This window comes from Glaesserella sp. (assembly GCF_041817755.1).
Classification (GTDB): Bacteria; Pseudomonadota; Gammaproteobacteria; order Enterobacterales; family Pasteurellaceae; genus Glaesserella.
Map to the genome: position 1 here is coordinate 18446 of NZ_JBGYBX010000071.1, position 20197 is coordinate 38642.

At 43.8% G+C, this 20197-nt stretch carries 14 protein-coding genes; 6 read left to right on the forward strand and 8 right to left on the reverse strand.

Translation table 11 applies throughout. The features are described 5' to 3' along the window. Positions 1–33 precede the first annotated feature (33 nt). Positions 34–993: a TAXI family TRAP transporter solute-binding subunit gene (locus tag ACEYKX_RS10895; protein WP_373766732.1), complete on the reverse strand. Its 960-nt coding sequence runs from the start codon at positions 991–993 to the stop codon at positions 34–36. Positions 994–1507: 514 nt separating this feature from the next. Between ACEYKX_RS10895 and ACEYKX_RS10900 the strand changes: the two genes are divergently transcribed. Continuing rightward, positions 1508–5992 carry an exo-alpha-sialidase gene (locus tag ACEYKX_RS10900; protein WP_373766731.1) on the forward strand — a complete coding sequence of 1495 codons (4485 nt, stop codon included), beginning with the start codon at positions 1508–1510 and terminating at the stop codon, positions 5990–5992. 80 nt (positions 5993–6072) lie between these two features. Here ACEYKX_RS10900 and yidD read toward each other — a convergent pair whose 3' ends face one another. The 4 genes from yidD to ACEYKX_RS10920 form a co-directional block, all read right to left on the reverse strand. Continuing rightward, positions 6073–6372, reverse strand: coding sequence for a membrane protein insertion efficiency factor YidD (gene yidD / locus ACEYKX_RS10905; RefSeq protein WP_373766730.1), 300 nt, complete (start codon positions 6370–6372; stop codon positions 6073–6075). Further along, positions 6315–6725 carry a ribonuclease P protein component gene (gene rnpA / locus ACEYKX_RS10910; RefSeq protein WP_373766729.1) on the reverse strand — a complete coding sequence of 137 codons (411 nt, stop codon included), beginning with the start codon at positions 6723–6725 and terminating at the stop codon, positions 6315–6317. The genes yidD and rnpA overlap by 58 nt, the downstream gene beginning before the upstream one ends. Continuing rightward, a complete protein-coding gene (rpmH, locus tag ACEYKX_RS10915; protein ID WP_005599701.1) occupies positions 6725–6859 on the reverse strand; it encodes a 50S ribosomal protein L34 in 135 nt (44 codons plus the stop codon). The genes rnpA and rpmH overlap by 1 nt, the downstream gene beginning before the upstream one ends. Before the next feature lie 106 nt (positions 6860–6965). Next, positions 6966–7394: an EamA family transporter gene (locus ACEYKX_RS10920; RefSeq protein ID WP_373766728.1), complete on the reverse strand. Its 429-nt coding sequence runs from the start codon at positions 7392–7394 to the stop codon at positions 6966–6968. A 140-nt stretch (positions 7395–7534) separates the two neighbouring features. On the opposite strand from ACEYKX_RS10920, the gene nhaA reads away from it, so the two are divergent. Beyond that, the gene (nhaA, locus tag ACEYKX_RS10925; RefSeq protein WP_373766727.1) at positions 7535–8716 is read left to right on the forward strand and encodes a Na+/H+ antiporter NhaA; all 1182 of its coding nucleotides are present in this window, start codon (positions 7535–7537) and stop codon (positions 8714–8716) included. A 64-nt stretch (positions 8717–8780) separates the two neighbouring features. Here nhaA and ACEYKX_RS10930 read toward each other — a convergent pair whose 3' ends face one another. Together ACEYKX_RS10930 and mrcB are read right to left on the reverse strand one after the other, a co-directional pair. Continuing rightward, entirely contained in the window at positions 8781–10556 is a 1776-nt protein-coding gene (locus ACEYKX_RS10930) for a long-chain fatty acid--CoA ligase (RefSeq protein ID WP_373766726.1), read from the reverse strand. 246 nt (positions 10557–10802) lie between these two features. Continuing rightward, on the reverse strand, positions 10803–13232 hold the full coding sequence (gene mrcB, locus ACEYKX_RS10935) for a penicillin-binding protein 1B (protein WP_373766725.1): 2430 nt from the start codon (positions 13230–13232) through the stop codon (positions 10803–10805). Positions 13233–13439: 207 nt separating this feature from the next. On the opposite strand from mrcB, the gene ACEYKX_RS10940 reads away from it, so the two are divergent. Genes ACEYKX_RS10940 through ACEYKX_RS10955 form a run of 4 tightly spaced genes read left to right on the forward strand, consistent with a single transcriptional unit; the run spans position 13440 to position 18242 of the window. Continuing rightward, entirely contained in the window at positions 13440–14054 is a 615-nt protein-coding gene (locus ACEYKX_RS10940) for a pentahemic C cytochrome (RefSeq protein WP_373766724.1), read from the forward strand. A 9-nt stretch (positions 14055–14063) separates the two neighbouring features. Continuing rightward, positions 14064–16532 carry a trimethylamine-N-oxide reductase TorA gene (gene torA / locus ACEYKX_RS10945; RefSeq protein ID WP_373766723.1) on the forward strand — a complete coding sequence of 823 codons (2469 nt, stop codon included), beginning with the start codon at positions 14064–14066 and terminating at the stop codon, positions 16530–16532. Further along, the gene (gene torD, locus ACEYKX_RS10950) at positions 16532–17116 is read left to right on the forward strand and encodes a molecular chaperone TorD (protein WP_373766722.1); all 585 of its coding nucleotides are present in this window, start codon (positions 16532–16534) and stop codon (positions 17114–17116) included. The genes torA and torD overlap by 1 nt, the downstream gene beginning before the upstream one ends. 19 nt (positions 17117–17135) lie before the next feature. Then, positions 17136–18242 carry an ABC transporter substrate-binding protein gene (locus tag ACEYKX_RS10955; protein ID WP_373766721.1) on the forward strand — a complete coding sequence of 369 codons (1107 nt, stop codon included), beginning with the start codon at positions 17136–17138 and terminating at the stop codon, positions 18240–18242. Positions 18243–18366: 124 nt separating this feature from the next. Here ACEYKX_RS10955 and ACEYKX_RS10960 read toward each other — a convergent pair whose 3' ends face one another. Continuing rightward, positions 18367–20187 carry a pilus assembly protein TadG-related protein gene (locus ACEYKX_RS10960; protein WP_373766720.1) on the reverse strand — a complete coding sequence of 607 codons (1821 nt, stop codon included), beginning with the start codon at positions 20185–20187 and terminating at the stop codon, positions 18367–18369. Positions 20188–20197 lie beyond the last annotated feature (10 nt).

Genomic DNA, 20197 nt, shown 5'->3' on the forward strand with positions numbered 1-20197 from the left:
GACTCCTGCCTGATATTAAGAGAAAGGGATGAATTACATCCAACCACGCTCTTTATAATAACGGATTGCTCCTTCGTGTAACGGCGCAGAAAGTGCGTTTTTGATCATTTCTTCTTCTTTTAAGTTTGCAAACGCCGGGTGCAAACGTTTGAAGCGATCAAAGTTATCAAACACGGCTTTTACCACGGTATAAACACGATCCGCATCCACATCCGCAGAAGTTACTAATGTTGCATACACACCAAAGGTTTCTACCGGATTATCAGTACCTTTATATAACCCGCCCGGAATAGTCGCTTTGGCATAGTAAGGGTGAGCTGCCACTAATTTATCGATCGCTTCACCGGTTACCGGTACTAAATGCGCATCACAAGATGCCGCCGCTTCTTTTAACGCACCGTTCGGGTGACCGACGTTATAAGTAATTGCATCTAAGTTGTTATCACACATCACGGATGCCATTTCTGCCGGTTTTAACTCGGAAGCGACTTTGAACTCTTTATCCGTCCAACCTTTTGCCGCTAAAATCACGTTCATCGTTGCACGCGTACCGGAACCCGGGTCGCCCACATTCACGCGCTTACCTTTTAAGTCATCAAAGGTCGCAATTTTCGCATCGGTACGCGCCATTACCGTGAACGGTTCAGGGTGAATAGAGAAAACCGCACGTAATTTGTCGTTTTTCTTACCTTCAAATGAACTTGAGCCGTTGTAAGCATGGTATTGCCAGTCTGATTGGGCAATACCCATTTCCATCTGTTTATCGGCAATCGCATTCAAGTTTGCAACAGACGCTCCCGTTGACGGTGCATTACATTTCACATTGGTTTTTGCCGTATCACGGTTTACCAATTGGCAAATCGATTGACCGACTACATAGTAAACCCCCGTTTGACCGCCCGTACCAATAGTCACGAACTTATCTTCTGCATGAGCTACCATCGAACCCATAGCTAAACTTGCGACTAACGATAATTTTAAAAAATTCTTCATGTTTTATTTCCTCTAAAAATTCAAGGTTGGGAAAATTAAGATGTTGCGTTTGACTCTATATCACATAGGAGAAAACGGCATAAAGATATACAAGAGATCGATTTTTTATGCAAATACTTTATGCCAAAAATTGGCTTAATTTCACATTTTATTAACAATTTTACACGCAAGCGGTCTGATTGAAATCATTTTTTACACATTTCAGCGCAACTTAAATCTAAATTACGGCATGAACATAAACCTATCCGGTAAAGCTTAAAAAAACTTTCGGCTCATCACATTGTTTTCTTAATAAGTAAACATCACTGATATTACACCATAAAATAACCTATTGATTTATCTTATTAATTTACCTAATGCGCCGCATATTTTTCCCGTATTTTTTCTAAATTCCATAATTGTAAATATTGTTAATTTTGTGAACCCTTTCTCAAATATTTACTCCATCAATTTACTTTTATTTGGAGTAAAGCTACATTTATTGGCGCAATTTACACTCATTCAGGAGAATACTATGAAAAAAACAGCCTTAGCTCTTTTTGTTTCATCTCTTGTTGTACCAATGGGATTAGCGACTGAAACAACGATATTTCAATACCAAAATGCAAAATCGTTTCTAAAACCGGTCGCATTCACTGAGAAGTTTGAGCAAAAACAGGCATTCAATCTGGAAAGCGGAACACTTACCGTCAGATTTCGTGACAATATGGGAAACGGGCTGGTTTCTCTTTTCGGCGTATCGAATTCTCAAAGTAATCAACAGTATGTCAGTTTTTATATTAACCGTACCAATGATAATGATGTGTTGGGTATTGAAATCCGTAATAACAGTAATCTTATTCCGAACAGCAGTCTTCAAGTCTCTATTCCACGTTTATCGGTTGCCAATGAATTCCGAACTGTTTCCTATATTTTTGATAAAGAAAATAATCAAATCTCCGTTTATGTGGACGGTCAACAACTCAAAATCCACCAAGCGGTAGAATTCTTCAACAGTATTGATAATTTGGACTCCGCATACCTAGGAAAAACCCAACGTTATAGCAATTCTTCTTGGCGTTTTACCGGCGATATTTTCTATGCGGATTTGGTTAATCGCCCGCTTTCCGATGAGGAAATTCAAAACAAACATATCACATTGCAGGGCGAGCATGAACAGGCATTAATACAGAAAGAGGCCCGTTACCAACAATTAGGTGCCAACTTTAAGGAAGCCGTTCCACTGTTTATGGCAGGACAAGAAGGTGCGAGAAACTATCGTATCCCGGCGTTGTTGACGACTCAAAAAGGCACGGTCATTGCAGCGATTGATAAACGTCATCAGCATGCATCCGACTGGGGGAATATCGACACCGCAATTCGCCGTAGCTTAGACGGCGGTAAAACATGGGAAACGGATCAGGTCGTTATTGATCTGATTGAACAACCGTTTGGTAATCAAAACTCCGCATTTTTAATCGACCCGTTACTGGTTCAAGATAAAAATAACGGACGTATTTTTATGCTGGTTGATATGTTCCCTGAAACACGGGGATTCTTTGGTATCAATCAAAACCACTCATCTGAAGGAAGCGGTTATAAGAGTATTGACGGTAAACACTATCGTTTATTGACCGACGATGAAAATAATCAATACACGGTACGTGAAAACGGTATTGTTTATAATGAAAATAATCAGGCAACGGATTATCGTGTAGTCGTAGAAGGTAGTCAGGAAAAAGCTTACAAAGATCTTGGGGATCTTTATCAAGGTGACACGTTATTAGGTAACGTGTTCTTACAAGCGCGCAACCCGATTAGTAAAGCCGCCCCACTAAAAGTGAAAGTTACCAGCTATTTATGGTTAACTACCAGTGATGACGAAGGACAAACTTGGAGTAATCCTGTCGATATTACCGCGCAAGTTAAAGCCGATTGGATGCGCTTCCTCGGTACAGGTCCGGGAGTTGGTATTCAATTAAAAGACGGCTCGTTAGTCATGCCAATTTATTACACCAACAGCAATAACAAACAATCTTCAGCAGTCATTATCAGTAAGGACGGCGGTAAAACGTGGGTGAGAGGTGAATCTCCGAATGATCGTCGTTTGGAAAGCAGCGGCGGATCCCGCTTATTAAATAGTGATTCTTATCAACTGACCGAGTCACAATTAATTGAATTGGATAACGGTGAATTAAAGATGTTCTCACGTAATCTGAACGGAAGTGTCAATATTTCCACGAGTAAAGACGGCGGTTTTACTTGGCAAAAAGAGGTTGTTGCCGATGATATCTTGCTTGATCCTTATTCACAGATGTCCGTCATTAAATATTCCAAACGCATTAATGGTAAAGAATATGTTCTTTTCGCCAATCCGCATTCGTCCAATCGTACCCGTGTTAATGGTAAAGTCTGGTTAGGTGAAGTGCAGGAGGACGGCTCCATCGAATGGAAATACAACACCACGATTACAACCGGTTCTTACGCCTACAACAGTCTCACGGAGTTACCTAACGGCGACATCGGTCTCCTCTATGAAGAAAGTGCCGAACAAATCAATTATGTTTCTTTCAACTTACAAGAACTCGTATGGCAAGAGAATCTGATTCATAATGACATAAGAAAATCGGCACTTGAAATCAGCCTGGACAGCACTGAGGCGGAAACCTTCTACAAAATCGGTGACGGTGAAATGATTAAAGTAGGAAGCGGTATTAATCCGGCAAATTTAATCGTAGAAGAAGGTTTAGCGACATTAAATCAACAACCAAATACCAACGGTCAAGCTCAAGCTTATGAAACGGTACTTGTCAATAAATTGGGTAAAGTCCGCTTAAACAGCTTGGATCAAGTTAAACATACCAATATCACGCTAAATCAAGGAACCTTGGACTTCAACGGATTGGATTTCAATTTAACCGAAAGCACACAAGCAAACAGCGGGTTATACGCTCAAACCCTCAACGGTAATCTTGTCAACGACAGCTTAACCCCGTCTAATTTGACTTATGCCCTTTCCGGTGAACGAGCTATTCTCGGTAATATCGGCGGAACGGCAGGGAAAATTAATCTGAATTATCAACCTCAAGCATCGGATGCTTCTCTTGCTCTACATGGCAATTCCGTGCTTAATATCATTGACATTCAAAATGGTAATGTCATTTATAAGGCTGCCGAACATGTCGCCAGCGATGCAAAAGTGCATCCGAACACCTCAATCACACTGCATGACGGCGCAAACGTCACACTAGACAAAGTCAATTTGGTCGATACCGCACAAATTATTTTTAATAATACTCAAACTGCGTATTTACAAGCCAACAGTCTCGGTCAAGGTAGTCTGGTTAAACAGGGTAACGGTGTGGCGTATTTGTCCGGTGATTTATTACACCGAGGCAAAACCGATGTTCAGTCCGGCGGATTATCCGTAAACGGCGTGATCCATAACAGCCCTGTATATGTACATTCCGATGCGGTACTCGGCGGTTCTGGCGAAATCAAATCCGACGTCTCGTTATATGAACAAGCGGTCATTTCCCCGACGATTTTTGCAAATCCATCCGCCTTTTCACCAAAATCGCTCTCATTGAATAATCTCAAAAATTATGGCGGTAGCGTATTATTAAATGTGCTGAATGAGAGTGAGGATCCGGCGAAATGGCAATATGATCAATTATTGATCAAAGGCAATGTCGACAGTGACACGCCGATTCCGGTCAATCTACAAATGCTTTCATCAACACAAGGCATTTCGGATAAAAACCGTAACGGCCAGTATGATGCCGACGAAGGTATTTCGCTTATTCAAATCAAAGGTAATGCAAACTTATCGCAATTTGTATTAAATAAAGCATTGGAGTTTAGTCGCAGTGATATCTACCAATATGCGTTGGTCAGTGTAGATAAAAAAGCGACGATTGCAGCTGAAAATAAATTCGGTGAAAACAACAGCGATTATTATGACTACCGCTTACAAACACTTTTAGTGAACGAAAACGGGGAAACTCCCGAAGCGGTTATTCGTTATGTCGAGCCGACAAGCAACACAACAAACACCATGGCAGAAACGACACCGAGCACAACGGATAACAGTACCTCGAATACGGCAAGCCGTGCTGCGATTAATGCACAAATTCCGTCTTATTTAGTCGCGAATAATGCATTGTTTACGCATAGTGAAAATATTCGCCGACAATTCATGACGAGCCTATGGCGAAAAGATAAGAAAGGGTTCTATGTCGATCAACAACACAGCCAAGGCAAATACCGTTCAAATCTCAGTTTCGAACAATATGGCTACGGATATGACGCAACACAAAACAGCACTCTATTTGGCGGTTATATTCCGTTAAGTGCAAGCAATGAATTACACCTAGGATTAGGTTTTAGCCGAAATAAAGTGAAACCGAAAGCCGTTGATGGTTCAAGTGAAACAAGCTACAAATCCGTTTCTTTCTTACTTGCAAACCAACATCGATTCAACAACGGTGTATTGCTGAATACCCATTTCGGCTATCACCGTCATAAGGGTAAAGTGAGTGCAAACGGTGAAAAAGATATCGGTGATATCAAATCCGACCAAACACAAATAGGTGTAGGTTTTGCTTATCCGATTACGACAGGCAAACTCAGTGTTATCCCAACCGTTGGTCTCAACTACACGCACTTGGATAGCAAAATCCAAAATACGTTAAATTGGCAAATTGATCCGGAAAACTTGAACGTTGTCAGTCCGTATGTCGGTGCCGATTTGGTATGGGAAAATGACGTTAGTCGCTTCAATGTGGGGGCGTTCTATGAGCGTTATAACCACAGCGCCTCGTCCGTTCGTATTACATCAAGCCAACAAGCACAATTCAATACGGGAAAAGTCGCAGATGCTTTACGTTTGAATGCCAACGTGGATTTCAAAATCACTGCGCAATTAAGTTTAGGTGTCTATGTCAATTACCGTTACTCGATGTCTGATGCAACATTCAAACAAACACAGTTCGGCGGTAAATTAGAGTATAAATTCTAAAGTAACTTGTAGTATAGGATACTAAACTTACTCTCCCGAAATCGTCGTTAGATTGTTTTGGGAGAGTTTTTTTATGAATATTAATGCTTCTTACCGCAATCACATTTCGGCGGCACCGGATCATCGCCGCCTTGGCTAAACGGATGACAACGCAAAATCCGCTTCAATGCCAGCCAGCCACCTTTCCATGCACCGTGAATTTTAATCGCTTCTAAGGCGTAGGTAGAGCAAGTGGGGTAAAAACGACAACGAGGTCCAATTAATGGACTGATGACATAGCGGTAAAAATGCACAAGAGCGAGCATTACATAAGCCAAAGGGCTTAGCTTTGATGTTGTTCCTGCTGTGCTTTCTGAGCGAGACGAATGTGGCGTTGCCATAGTTTATCCAAGGTTTCAAATAATTCTTGGTTGCTGAGTTTACCAATTCCGCCTTTTGCTACAAAGACAAAATCGTAAGGCGGGAGCTGATGTTGTTTTAATCGAAAACTTTCTCGCACAATACGTTTGATACGATTGCGATCATGAGCTCTTTTCAAATGCTTTTTCGCCACGGTTAAACCGATACGGGCATGTTCAAGGTGATTTTGACGGGATAAAAGGGTTAACTGGGGCGTGCTGGCACGAAGAGGCAGTTCAAAAACCGCTTTAAATTGAACGGGAGCTAACAAACGTAGCTCCCGAGGAAAAGTTAGCGTATTCACACTGAGTGTTTCGGCTGACTTATCTGTCATTATGCAGATAAGCTTTTACGACCTTTAGCACGACGACGCGCTAATACTTGACGACCGTTTTTAGTTGCCATACGGGCACGGAAACCGTGAGTACGAGCACGTTTTAATACAGATGGTTGAAATGTACGTTTCATTGTTATCTACCTAAAATATCTAAAAAATTGGCACTAACGCCAAAGAGGAACATGAAAAAGAGTGCGGATTTTAACGATAAACCGAGCAAAGATCAAGGCGAATTTGTTATCTCTTTATCGCCAAGGTTAAAACGCCGAGGGCAATTAACCCGATGCCCAACCAATCTTGCCCGCTCGGTCGTTCACCTAAAAAAATCACGGCAAAAACGGTCACCAGCACAATGCTGAACTTATCGATCGGAGCAACTTGGGAAGCCGGTCCCATTTGTAAGGCTTTAAAATAAGCCAGCCACGAGGCACCGGTTGCCAAACCCGAAAGTATTAAAAACGTCCAATTTTTTCCCGTCAGCGCCCCGAACGGCTGCCATTTGCCGGCATAAGTTAAAAACGCTGCCAGTGCAATTAAAATTACCGTCGTTCGGATAAAGGTGGCAAAATCGGAATCCACGCCTTGTAAGCCGACTTTGGCGAAAATCGCAGTTAATGCAGCAAATAATGCCGAGGCTAACGCCCAATAAAACCATTCTTGTGACATATCGTTTCCATAATGTTGATCAAATTTATGGCTATTTTACTTCCGTAGTACAACAGATTACCTTGATCTCACGTTATTATTTTGTTAAAAGAAGGTAATATTTTCAATCTTTACGGATTCTTAATGAATGGAGAGAAAAAATGGTTCAATCAATAAAAAATTTTCTAAAACTTGAATCGGCCAGCGGTATTTTATTATTGGTTTTCGCCGCTTTGGCAATTATATTGGCAAACAGTCCTTTAAACGAGCTGTATTTCGACTTTTTAGGAATGCCGGTGAGTATTCAAGTCGGGCTTTTTAGTATCCATAAACCCCTGTTGATGTGGGTCAACGACGGTTTTATGGCGGTATTCTTCGTGTTGGTCGGCTTAGAGGTCAAACGAGAAATGTTGGTCGGTGCGATTTCCAGTTATCAGAAAGCGATTTTTCCGGCAATCGGCGCTTTAGGCGGGATGATCGTACCGGCAATCGTTTATTGGCTGATCAACCATGATTCGCCGGAATTCCAAGCAGGATGGGCGATTCCGATGGCGACCGACATTGCGTTTGCTCTCGGCGTACTTGGTTTGCTCGGTAAACGTGTTCCGTTTGCCTTGAAAATCTTCTTACTGGCGTTGGCAATCATTGATGACTTGGGCGCGATTGTCGTCATTGCTATCTTCTTTTCCCACGATTTAAGTACCACTGCATTAGTCTCCGCCGCGATTGCAATTGTTGCGCTGATCGTCATGAACCGGTTGCGGGTTACCGCCCTCTGTGCTTATATGGTGGTCGGGCTGATTTTGTGGGCATCCGTTTTAAAATCGGGCGTACACGCCACACTTGCCGGCGTAATTATCGGCTTTTGTATTCCGCTTAAAGGCAACAACGGAGAAAAACCGTTGGAAGACTTTGAACACCTGTTGGCACCTTGGTGCGCCTTCGTGATTTTACCGTTATTCGCCTTCTCAAACGCCGGTGTTTCACTCGGCGGCATGAGCCTCAGCACCTTAACGTCACCGCTTACCCTCGGCGTAACCCTCGGCTTGATTGTCGGTAAAACCTTAGGTGTATTCAGTTTTAGCTTTTTGGCGGTGAAACTCGGCATCGCCAAATTATCCGAAGGCATTAACTTTAAACAAATCTTTGCCGTCTCGGTACTCTGCGGTATCGGTTTTACCATGTCGATGTTCTTAGCGGGATTGGCGTTCGGCGGAGAAGAAGCAGACGGAAAATTCATCTCCCTCGCCCGCTTGGGGATTTTACTCGGCTCTTCCGTCTCCGCCGTGGTCGGTTATTTCCTTCTGAAACATTTCACGAAAGAAAATACCGCACACGCCTAAATACACAAGCGGTACGATTTCGCAAAAATTTTGCAAGATCGTACCGCTTGTATGTAAAACGAACTTAGTTATACATTGCGTCTATTTGTTCACGATATCGTTGAAGAATAACCTTTCTGCGTAATTTTAACGTCGGCGTGATTTCTTCCGCTGTCGTGCTGAAGGCTTGAGGTAATAAGGTAAATCTTTTAATTTGTTCAAACCCGGCTAATTCGCGTTGCAATTCGTTAATCCGTTTCTCAAACATTTGAATGATGTCCGAATGTTTAATCAACTCTACGCGGTCTTGATATTTGATATTCAATTGTCGGGCATACTCTTCCAAACTTTCGAAACAGGGGACAATCAAGGCGGAAACATATTTCTTCGCATCAGCAATCACCGCAATTTGTTCAATAAATTTATCTTTCCCGATTTTGCCTTCAATATATTGCGGCGCAATATATTTCCCGTTGGACGTTTTCATCAACTCTTTAATCCGATCGGTGATAAACAAATTCCCTTGCGCATCCATTTCCCCCGCATCGCCGGTTTTTAAGAAACCGTCTGCGGTAAACGCTTGAGCCGTTTCTTCCGGCTTTTTGTAGTAACCGCGCATCACCATGCCGCCACGGACTAAAATTTCGTTATTTTCACCGATTTTCACTTCCGCATTCGGCATGAGCGTGCCGATCGAATTCGGGTCGAACCCTTTTTCATCCCAACACGACACGGTGGCGGTCGTTTCCGTCATACCGTACCCCAATTTAATATTAATACCGATACTGTGGAAAAATACACCGATTGTCGGCTCAAGTTTGGCTCCGCCACACGGCATCATGCGAATCCGACCGCCCAATAACGCTCTCAATTTTGCCAGCACCAGTTTATCCGCCAATGCATGTTGTAAGCGCAATAATGCCGATGGCTTCGCACTACGCCAATATTTTTCACCGATACGGATTGCCCAATGAAATAATGCCCTACGGTGTAGCGGCGCTTTATGTACTTTATCCCACACCGCCGTATACATTTTTTCATAAAGACGCGGCACCGCACACATTAAGGTCGGCTTTATATAAGCCAAGGTTTCGCGAACATGGTTGGTATCTTCAAGGTAGCAATTCGTCGCACCGCGATGAAACACATAAGCCACCCACGCCCGTTCAAAAATGTGCGAAAACGGCAAAAAAGAAAGCGACGTGTCATGTTCATCCACATGCGGCAATGCCATATCATGGGCTTGCAGCTGGTGGGCAAGATTTGCATAATCCAACATCACGCCCTTCGGCTCGCCGGTGGTGCCGGAGGTATAAATCAGTGTAAATAAATCCGACAGTTGTTTGTTTTCCAAACGCTCGGTAAATTCGTGATGTTGCGGTTCAACATCAACAAATGTATCCCAATGACAAGCCATGTCATGATTGTAAAGATTAATCGTCGATTTCATGGCGACGATTTTCTGTAATTGCGAACAATTGTTCGCTATTTCTATGGCCTGATCATACTGCTCTTGATCACCAACGAATAAAATCTTAATGTCCGCATCATTAATGATATATTCTACCTGCTTTGCGGTATTGGTTGCGTAGATGGGAACGGCAAGCGCACGAATCTGCATAGCGCCGATGTCGGCGATCGTCCAACGCGGAATATTGTGGGCGAAAATACCGATTTTATCCTGAACGCCGATACCGTTGGCAATCAAGGCATAAGAAAGTGTGTCGATATTTGCTTGAAATTGCGCCCAGCTCATCTCCGCCCAAATATGATTCTCTTTAAAACGTAATGCGGTACGTTGTGCAAGTACTTGTGTCTGATGACGGATACGGTTAACAAAATGGAAATCCAATGTGCTCATATTGCTTTTTTACCTGATTATTTTTAGCTAAAAATTTGTCGGCAATATAAAGCTTTGCACTATAAAAATCCATAGAAAGTGAACAGTTGTACGCTGTGTTTTTGTAAAGAATGGGATTTATCAGATGACAAAGAAAAAAGAAAAGTGAAAAACAGAGCGTAGTCATACGCCCTGTCTGATATGAATACACGGCATGATAAAACGATTTGCAAAAAATCGTAATGAACCGACCGCTTGTCCGCGGCGTTATTCTGTCGGTGCGACTTCTTCTATCGGAGCCAGCCCTTCGGCTTCCTCCGCTTTGGTCGGTTGTGTCGTGTTGCTTTCTTTGCCTAAGGAGAGCGCATCCCAAACGCTCGGTTTGGCTTCGACAACGGTCGTGCCGCCCGCACAATAACGTTGTCCTTTGTCTTTCCATACCGGAATTTGCCGATTGCTTGCACAATCCCACGAACCGTAACTGTTAATACCGACCCATTGAATGTTAGTGGATGTCGGCAATTTAAACGGCATCGGCAATGCCCGTTTTAAGTACTCTTTATACACTTGCAGAGCACCGCTTGAGCCGGTTAAATAGGTGTCGGTGTTGTTGTCCTTGCCCAGCCAAACTGTGGTCACATTTTCCCCGTCAATACCGACAAACCACGTATCGCGTGCATTATTGGTCGTTCCGGTTTTCCCCGCCAAGCGTAAGGCGGAAAAATCTTGTTGCAAGCTCCGAGCCGTACCGCGTTCGACCACTTGTTGCATCGCATAGAGCGTTTGAATAGCCGCTTCCGGTGGCAATACTTGCTTACTGTTCACCGAATTTGGTTGATAAATCATTTCTCCCGTCGGCGAGACAATCGCTTCGATCGTGGTTAGCGGCTTCTTATAGCCGCTGTTGGCAATCACCTGATAGGATTTGGTCACATCATAAGGCGAGATGGAATACGAGCCAAGCAACGTTGCCGGATACGGCGGAATTTCCACATCATCCCAGCCCATTTCTTTTTGCTTGGCGATCACCGTCTTTAACCCGACTTTCATTCCGATATTAACCGTCGGAATATTCAACGAACGAACCAATGCATCCATCAACATCACGGATCCGCTGAATTTGCGATCATAGTTACGCGGCGACCACGGCGGACTGCCTTTGACGGTAATAGTAATCGGCTGGTTGTTAATCGGGGTATTCAAACGGAACAAACTCGGCTCTGAAAGCGCAATCGCATAAATCGACGGCTTCACCAAGGAACCGATTTGTCGTTTGGTCTGCAGTGCACGGTTAAACCCGGCGTACTGGGTTTGTACGCCGCCGACGATGGCTCGCACTTTCCCCGTGGTATATTCCGCCACCACAATTGCCGATTGCAAATCTTTAATCCGCTTATTGTTATTTTCTAATTCGGCAACCCCATTGATCACCGCCAGTTCGGCGGAACGCTGCTGTTTACGATCAAGAGTGGTGAAAATTTTCGCTCCGGAAAGGTTCGCCGCCCGACTTTCACCCAATTCATTTTTCAAATCCACATTCAGTGCATGCATAAACGCCGGTTGTTGACGATACACATCACCACGTTCTTTAATGCCGAGCGGTTGTTGGCTGAGTAACTCATACAGCTCTTGATTGATCGCTTGGTGCTCTAACAAAATGCGCAATACGATGTTGCGGCGCTCTAATGCACCTTCGGGGTTTTTCCAAGGGTTATATAAAGACGGTCCTTTTACCATACCGACCAACAAGGCGATTTGGTTTAAGCTGATTTCTTGTACGGGACGACCGAAATAGAATTGGCTTGCCAAGGCAAAACCGTGAATTTGGTAGCTGCCGTTTTGTCCGAGATAAATTTCGTTCAGGTAGGTTTCTAAAATGCGGTTTTTATCGTAGCGAAAATCCAAGATCAACGACATCAGCGCTTCGTTAATCTTACGGGTGAAAGATTTCTCATTGGTTAAAAACAGGTTTTTGACCAACTGCTGTGTCAGCGTACTGCCGCCCTGTACGGTTCTGCCCGCCTGATAATTCGTAATAAATGCACGGGCAATGCCTAAAGGACTAATCCCGTCATGCTGATAAAAACGTTTATCTTCGGTGAGCAATAACGCTTCAATCAATAAACGCGGATACTCTTGTAAACGCAACGCCTGGCGCTCTTCGTCATTACCGGAATGCAACATCGCGATTAATTTCGGGTCAAGACGGAATTCGGCGATTTCTTTAAACTGCACCAAATCTTCAATGCGCGCCAATTTGTCATTCACAAAACGCAGGCGCAGTACACGTTGGGCTTCGGGTGTTTCGGGAAATTGGAACGCGCGCCGCAACAACACCAAGTTATCCCCTTCGATCTTAAAATCCCCCGGTGTCGCAATCAACGAGACTTGTCGATAACCGTTATCCAATAACGCCAATTTCACTTGTTCGAGATTGAGATTGTCATCGACCCGAATGCTCTCGATACGGCTATACACTTCCGCCGGAAGCTGCCAAACTTGCCCGTCCATTTTGGCGCGAATCTTACCGTCAAGATAAATACCGTAAATACCGATACAACATATCCCTAATAAGAGTAATTTTAACGAAGTATGAAACAGATAAGTTTTAAACGATGTCCGACGAGGTTGATTTTCATCGGTTTCCGCCACTTCCGCTTCCTGTAATTCTCTTTCCGTATTATCCGTTTTTGACATTGTTTATCACCGCAACATTATACAAGCGGTACGATTCTACAAGAATTTTGCAAAAAACGCATGGCGTTTTGAGCCGGGTTCTTCCTTTCCGCCCGATCGTTTTTGCATGAATCTCCTTGACGCACCTGACATAAATAAGAATAATTCCTATCTCTTAGTGATAACCCCATGTCATTCGACACTCTCCCGTTTTATAAGGAACAGACTATGTTTAAACCGCTTTTTGGTGTTTTTATATCACTATGCGCCTTACCGACGGTATTTGCGCACACCGCAATACAATTCACCTCGGAACGGACGGATCTCTTTCTCGACCAACAATTAACCGACAACATCGGCTATCTTGAAGCGGGTGTGCCCGTCAAGTTGATTCAAACCGGCGATCACGCCGATCGGATTGAAATTACCGCATGGCGTAAAAACAAAGGCTTTAAACGCATTTGGTACAACCAATTTGCCAAACAAATTACCGATGTCGTACTCACCAAAACCTTTATGCAAAGCCATCCCGACATTGAGGTTCTCGGCAGCAAAGAAGACCCTTTAACGGGATTGGAATGGCAACAAGTCAAATTGCAAACTTGGATAAAAAAAGCACCGCTTGTCAGTGAACTAAATGATTTTTGGGCGGAAACGGAAAGTACCTACAAAACCGAGTGCAGCGTCTGTCATAAACAGCGTGACACCAAAATGCACGATGCCAACGAATGGATTGCCGTGTTTAACGGTATGGTCGGCTTTACCGATATGGACGAAGAAACCGGTAAAAAAGTACTGCGCTATTTGCAATTACACGCGTCCGACGCTTCACAAGACAAATAAGGATCAATTATGCAACACTCACGTCGTCAATTTTTAAAACAGCTTTCGGTGATGGCAGGTGCAATGGCGGTACCGGATTTTTTAGTCCCCCGCAAGGCGCTTGCCGAAGCAGGAGAAAGTGAATGGAAAATCACCGGCTCGCACTGGGGGGCGATTCGCGCCAAGGTCATCAACGGACGAGTCACCGAGATTAAACCGTTCGAATACGATAAATACCCCACCGACATGATTCATGGCATTAAAGGGCTGATTTACGGCGAATCGCGTATTCGTTATCCGATGGTGCGTTTGGATTGGTTAAAAAAACGCCATAACAGTGATAAAACCCAACGGGGAGATAACCGCTTTGTTCGGGTCAGCTGGGATCAGGCGTTAGATCTGTTCTATGAAGAGTTGGAGCGGATCCAAACCGAATTCGGGCCTTGGGCGTTGCACACGGCAAATGTCGGTTGGCGCTCGACGGGACAATTCCACAGCTGCGGCAACCATATGATTCGGGCGATTGGCATGCACGGCAACAGCGTCAGCACCGCAGGCGACTACTCAACGGGGGCGGGACAAACGATTCTGCCTTATGTGTTAGGCTCGACGGAGGTTTATTCGCAAGGTACGTCGTGGGAGATTATTTTAAAAGAGAGTCAAAACCTCATTTTTTGGGCAAGTGATCCCGTTAAAAATTTACAAGTCGGTTGGAACTGTGAAACCCACGAGGCTTACACCTACCTTGAACAACTGAAACAAAAAGTTGCGGAGAACGCTATTAACGTCATCTCGATTGATCCCGTTAAAAGCAAAACGCAAAACTACTTAGGCTGTAAACAACTTTATATTCACCCGCAAACCGACGTGCCGTTTATGTTAGCGATTGCCCATACGCTTTATACGGAAAATCTGTACGATAAAGCGTTTATCGAGATGTACACTGTCGGCTTTGAAAAATTCGTCCCTTATTTGTTAGGTGAAACGGAAGATAAGGTGGCGAAAACGCCGGAATGGGCAGAACAAATTTGCGGTATTTCCGCAGAGCAGATCCGTGAATTCAGCCGCATGCTGGCGGGTAAACGCACTCAGTTGATTTTCGGCTGGTCTATCCAACGCCAACAACACGGCGAGCAACCTTACTGGTTGGGTGCGGTACTTGCCGCCATGTTGGGACAAATCGGCTTGGCCGGCGGCGGGATAAGTTACGCCCATCATTACAGTTCCATCGGTGTACCCGAGTCCGGTGCGGCAATGCCGGGGGCGTTCCCATCAAATCTTGATGAAAAACAAAAGCCGAAATACGATAACAACGATTATCAAGGCTATAGTGCGGTGATCCCTGTCGCACGAGCTACCGATTCTTTATTGTATGCCGGAGAGACCATTGATTTTAATGGGAAAAAAGTAGTGTATGCACCGTATAAAATGGCGGTATTCTCAGGGTGTAATCAATGGCATCGCCAATCGGAGCGCAATAAAATGAAGCTGGCGTTTCAAAAATTGGACACTATTGTCTCGATCAACTACAGCTGGACGGCAACCTGCCGCTTCTCGGATATCGTGTTACCCGCCTGTACACCGTTTGAGCGTAATGATATTGATGCCTATGGTTCTTACAGTAACCGTGGCGTGATTGCAATGCACAAATTGATCGAACCGCTATATGAATCCCGTTCTGATTTTGAGATCTTCAAAGGGCTTTGCCAACGTTTCGGTAAAGAGCAAGAATACTGTCGTGGTATGAATGAAATGCAATGGGTGGAAAAACTCTACAATGACTGCCGTCGGGAAAATAAAGCCAAAAAATTTGAGATGCCTGAGTTTGATGAGTTTTGGAAAAAAGGCTATGTGTTATTCCCAGAAGGCAAACCTTGGGTTCGCCACGCCGATTTCCGTGAAGATCCCGAACTGCACGCCCTTGGTACACCGTCCGGCTTTATTGAAATTTTCAGCAATAAAATTGCCAGCTTCGGTTACGACGACTGCAAAGGACATCCGATGTGGTTTGAAAAAGCGGAACGTTCTCACGGCGGACCGAAATCGGACAAATTCGCTTTTTGGTTGCAATCGGTTCACCCGGACAAACGCTTGCATTCACAACTGTGTGAGTCGAAATCACTACGGGAAACCTATGCCGTACAAGGGCGGGAGCCGCTTTATATGAACCCTGACGATGCCAAACGGTTAGGTATTCAAGACGGAGATCTTGTACGAGTGTATAACGATCGCGGGCAAACCCTTGCCGGTGCCGTGCTGTCCGATAATTTTCCGACAGGTGTGGTACGCTTACAGGAAGGCGCATGGTATTCGCCCGTTGATGAAAAAGTAGGATCGTTGGATAGCTACGGTGATCCGAATAACGTCACCCTTGATATCGGCACATCCCGCCTTGCTCAAGCGGTATGCGCCAATACGTGTTTAGTGAATGTGGAAAAATTTATCGGCGTCGCCCCGTCGGTCAACGGCTTCAACGGTCCGATTGAGGTAAATCTCTGATGGAGTTAAGCGCACAAGAACGCAGTTTTATTTACCGCTGGTTCAATTACCTGCTCGAACGGGAACTCTCGGACGAGCAACTGCAAGCCTTACAAGCGGGGAGATTTGAGTCGTTTTTTGCATTTATGACCGAATTGGGTTTTGCCGATCAGGTTGCAAAATTCCGACTCGAACTGACCGCTTGTCAGCGGCTTGACGTCCCACATTTAGAGCTTGCCGCCGATTACACCCAACTGTTTTTACTGGACGGGCAAAATAGCGCCCTGCCTTATGCCTCGGCGTATCTGAATGATGCCGAATTGACACACCAGCTCAACGCCATAGACACACTACTCGAACAATCCGCCTTAACCCTTAACCGGACAAAAAACGAACCGAGTGATCATCTTTGCATGCATTTAGCGCTATTGATTCATTTGATTGAACAAGAATCCGTACACCGACATGCCTTTATCACTGAGCGGTTACTCAACTGGCTGCCCCGACTCAGCGAAAAAGCGGTAACAATCAATACACAGACCCGTTTCTATCAAGTGCTGCTGTCTTGGTTGACGACGGTTCTTCAGTCCGATATTCATCCTTAATCCACTCTAGGAGCCATTTATGAAAAAAACCTTTCTTCGCAATCTGTTCACTATAGCCTTTCTCTCCTTCTCTGCATTGACGCATGCGGAAATCACCACGATTAAAGATGTGCGGGGACGAGAAGTCAAGGTTGATGTCCCGGCAAAACGGGTTATTTTATCTTTCTATTACCCGGACTATATTGCCGTCACGGGGGCGGAAAATTTTAAACATGTTGTCGGTATTTCACGCGAATTTTGGGAAAAATTCAACCCGGGCAGCTGGGCGTTGTTTGCGGAGAAATTACCGAATTTAAAAGAGATGGCCGATATCGGTAACATCAATACCGGTACCTTTTCTACTGAAAAAGTCCTTGCCTTAAAACCGGACGTGATTGTCTTAGCCGATTGGCAATATCAAACGATAGCCGGTGAAATTCCGCGCCTTGAGCAAGCGGGCATTCCGATTGTGGTCGTCGATTTTAATGCGCAAACGGTCGAAAAACATACGCAAAGTGCCCGTATTTTCGGACAGCTTACCGGAACGGAAGCGCGTGCGAATAAGATTGCCGAGGAATACGCCAAAGGCATTGCAGAAATTCAGCGCCGTGTGAAAGCGGCGAATTTACCGAAACCGAAAATTTACATCGAATTCGGCAATAAAGGACCGAGTGAGCACAGCTTCACCTTTGGCAATAATATGTGGGGAGCGATCGCTAATACCGTCGGCGGCGATAACATTAGCGCGCCTTTTGTGGAAAATTGGGGTCCGATTAACCCTGAGCAAGTACTTGCATCGAAACCTGAGGTCATTATGATTTCCGGCACGGAAATGGAAAACACAACCAATCCGGAAATTATGTCGATGGGGATTGATATTACCGAAGCGGATGCGCAAAAACGCTTGAAAGGCTTCACTCAACGTGTCGGTTGGTCGGCATTACCCGCCGTCAAAGAAGGCAGAGTCTATGGTTTGTATCATACCGCATCACGTTCGTTAATCGATTTAGCCAGTGCGCAATTTATGGCGAAAGCCCTTTATCCGACACTGTTTAGCGATATCGATCCGCAGAAAACCTATGACGATTTCTATCAACAATATTTGCCGATCAAACCTGAAGGTACGTTCTTTATCCGGTTGAAATAGCGGCAAGTCCCGAGCCTACTAAATGAAAGAGTTGCCCCTTTACTCATAAAAAAACTGCACGCTAATGCGTGCAGGGTTAAGCATAAGTAAGTCACTCGGTGACTCTTTCAATACGGATCTCTGTTTATTTTAAGAAAGACGGTTTTTTAGAGGTTGCACGTCCGACTTCTTCATCTATACTGATAATTTGTTTGAATGCTTCCAATAAGGCTTCTTTATTATTAACGATATAATAATTTTTATCACCAACACATTTTTTCCATGCTGCCGCTAAGTTAGCAGGCGGGTTATAGCCGAAGGCGACGAAAGCAAGCTTAGTTGGCAACTCTTTAAAATCTTTATCTTGAAGTTTATTTGCCTGTTGTCTGATTCTGTCACAAACTCCGCGGTTTAATAAATTCTCTATAAAATCAGCCGTTGGGGTATTATCTTCACCATCCGATAACATCAACATAATCCGTTGGGTATTACTTCCAATCTCTTTTGCCGTTACCTTATTTTTATCCATTAGATAATTTGCACCAACTATTAACCCTGAAGAAATATTTGTTGCCCCCCACAATTCTGTTTTTTCCAGTGTTTCTACAACATTTCTGTTGTTTACTGTAAACCACTCTTCCGATGTTGTTAGCCCCGGCGGTTTACCAGAATACGATTCCATATCGCCTTTTTTTCCAATTAAATAAGGTGTAATCTCAATGTTATTATCTTCATCGTAGACTAATTCATAATTTCTTGGTTTTCCATCAAATTCATTAATTTGTGATATGGTTTTTTCCATATCAACATAATCATTAAAAATCCGACTAATCGTATCTCGGTCACCTAAATATAAGGCTCTTTTCATTACCTTATCTAAATCAATGCTAGCACGACACTCCCTAACGCGATAATCGTTATATATAACATAGTAACCATGGCAATCATCAGTGTTATAGCTTTCGAGACCATGCTCTTTATTATATATCTCACCAAAAGGGACATATTTACCTTTCGCATAATCATAAACTTCCTCTCTTAGGTAGATATCCTTAGATATATTTCTTTTCCCTATAAAAGGAAAAACTCGCTTAGGGATTCCTCGTTCTTGAGCATAAGTTGAAAAAGTAACAAAACCAATACGATTAAATGGACTCGTATTTTCAGTTTGCTTAGTAGGTAAAAGAATATTGGTAATTTCAGATACCGTATCTCTTAAAATATGTGCACGTCTTTTATCGGGATCAGGCTCACGACCGTTATTTTTCCAATTTCCTTTTGTATTATCTCCAGCGATATTATCCAACATAGATGTCGAAAAATCTAACACCATAACCAAATCAATCGGAATTACGGCATTCCGTTCTTTTTGCACAAATACATCTCCGGAATGTATGCTCGTTTCTTTTTCAAAAGTTAAGCCGTTAAGATTTTCATTATACAGCCACGAGCTTCGCGAAATATTCCCCGAAACCTGACAAGCAACCACTGTTTTTACGGCAATATTTATTTTTTCTCCGTTTCCATCATGATATATTTTCTCCTCGCCGCATTGATAACTAAAATCTTTATCTAACTTGGCTTGAGGGAGATAGAGCCCAACGATGCCTTTCAACAGTTCTTGATTCCGTCGATTTTGCATTGCGGAGAAGGTATCTTCACCGAATTGTTCGGTTTCATCTTCGGTTAATTTGCCTTTATTTTTTTGTCTTGCTATTTCTTTATGTTCTTTATTTTTTCTCGACGCATTATTTTCCGCCACTAATGCCAATGCCGCCTGTTCCGTTGCTTGCATTAGGCGAGCTTTATCCAATAACATACCGGAGCCGTCAACGGCGAATGCCATCAAGCCTAATAACGGCATAGACAGCAACATCATCATCATATAGTAGACGCCCTGTTCGTTTTTGTAGAAGCGGCGCATTTCTTTTGTTAGAGCGGAAACGACCTGAAATCTATTTTTCATAACTAGTGTT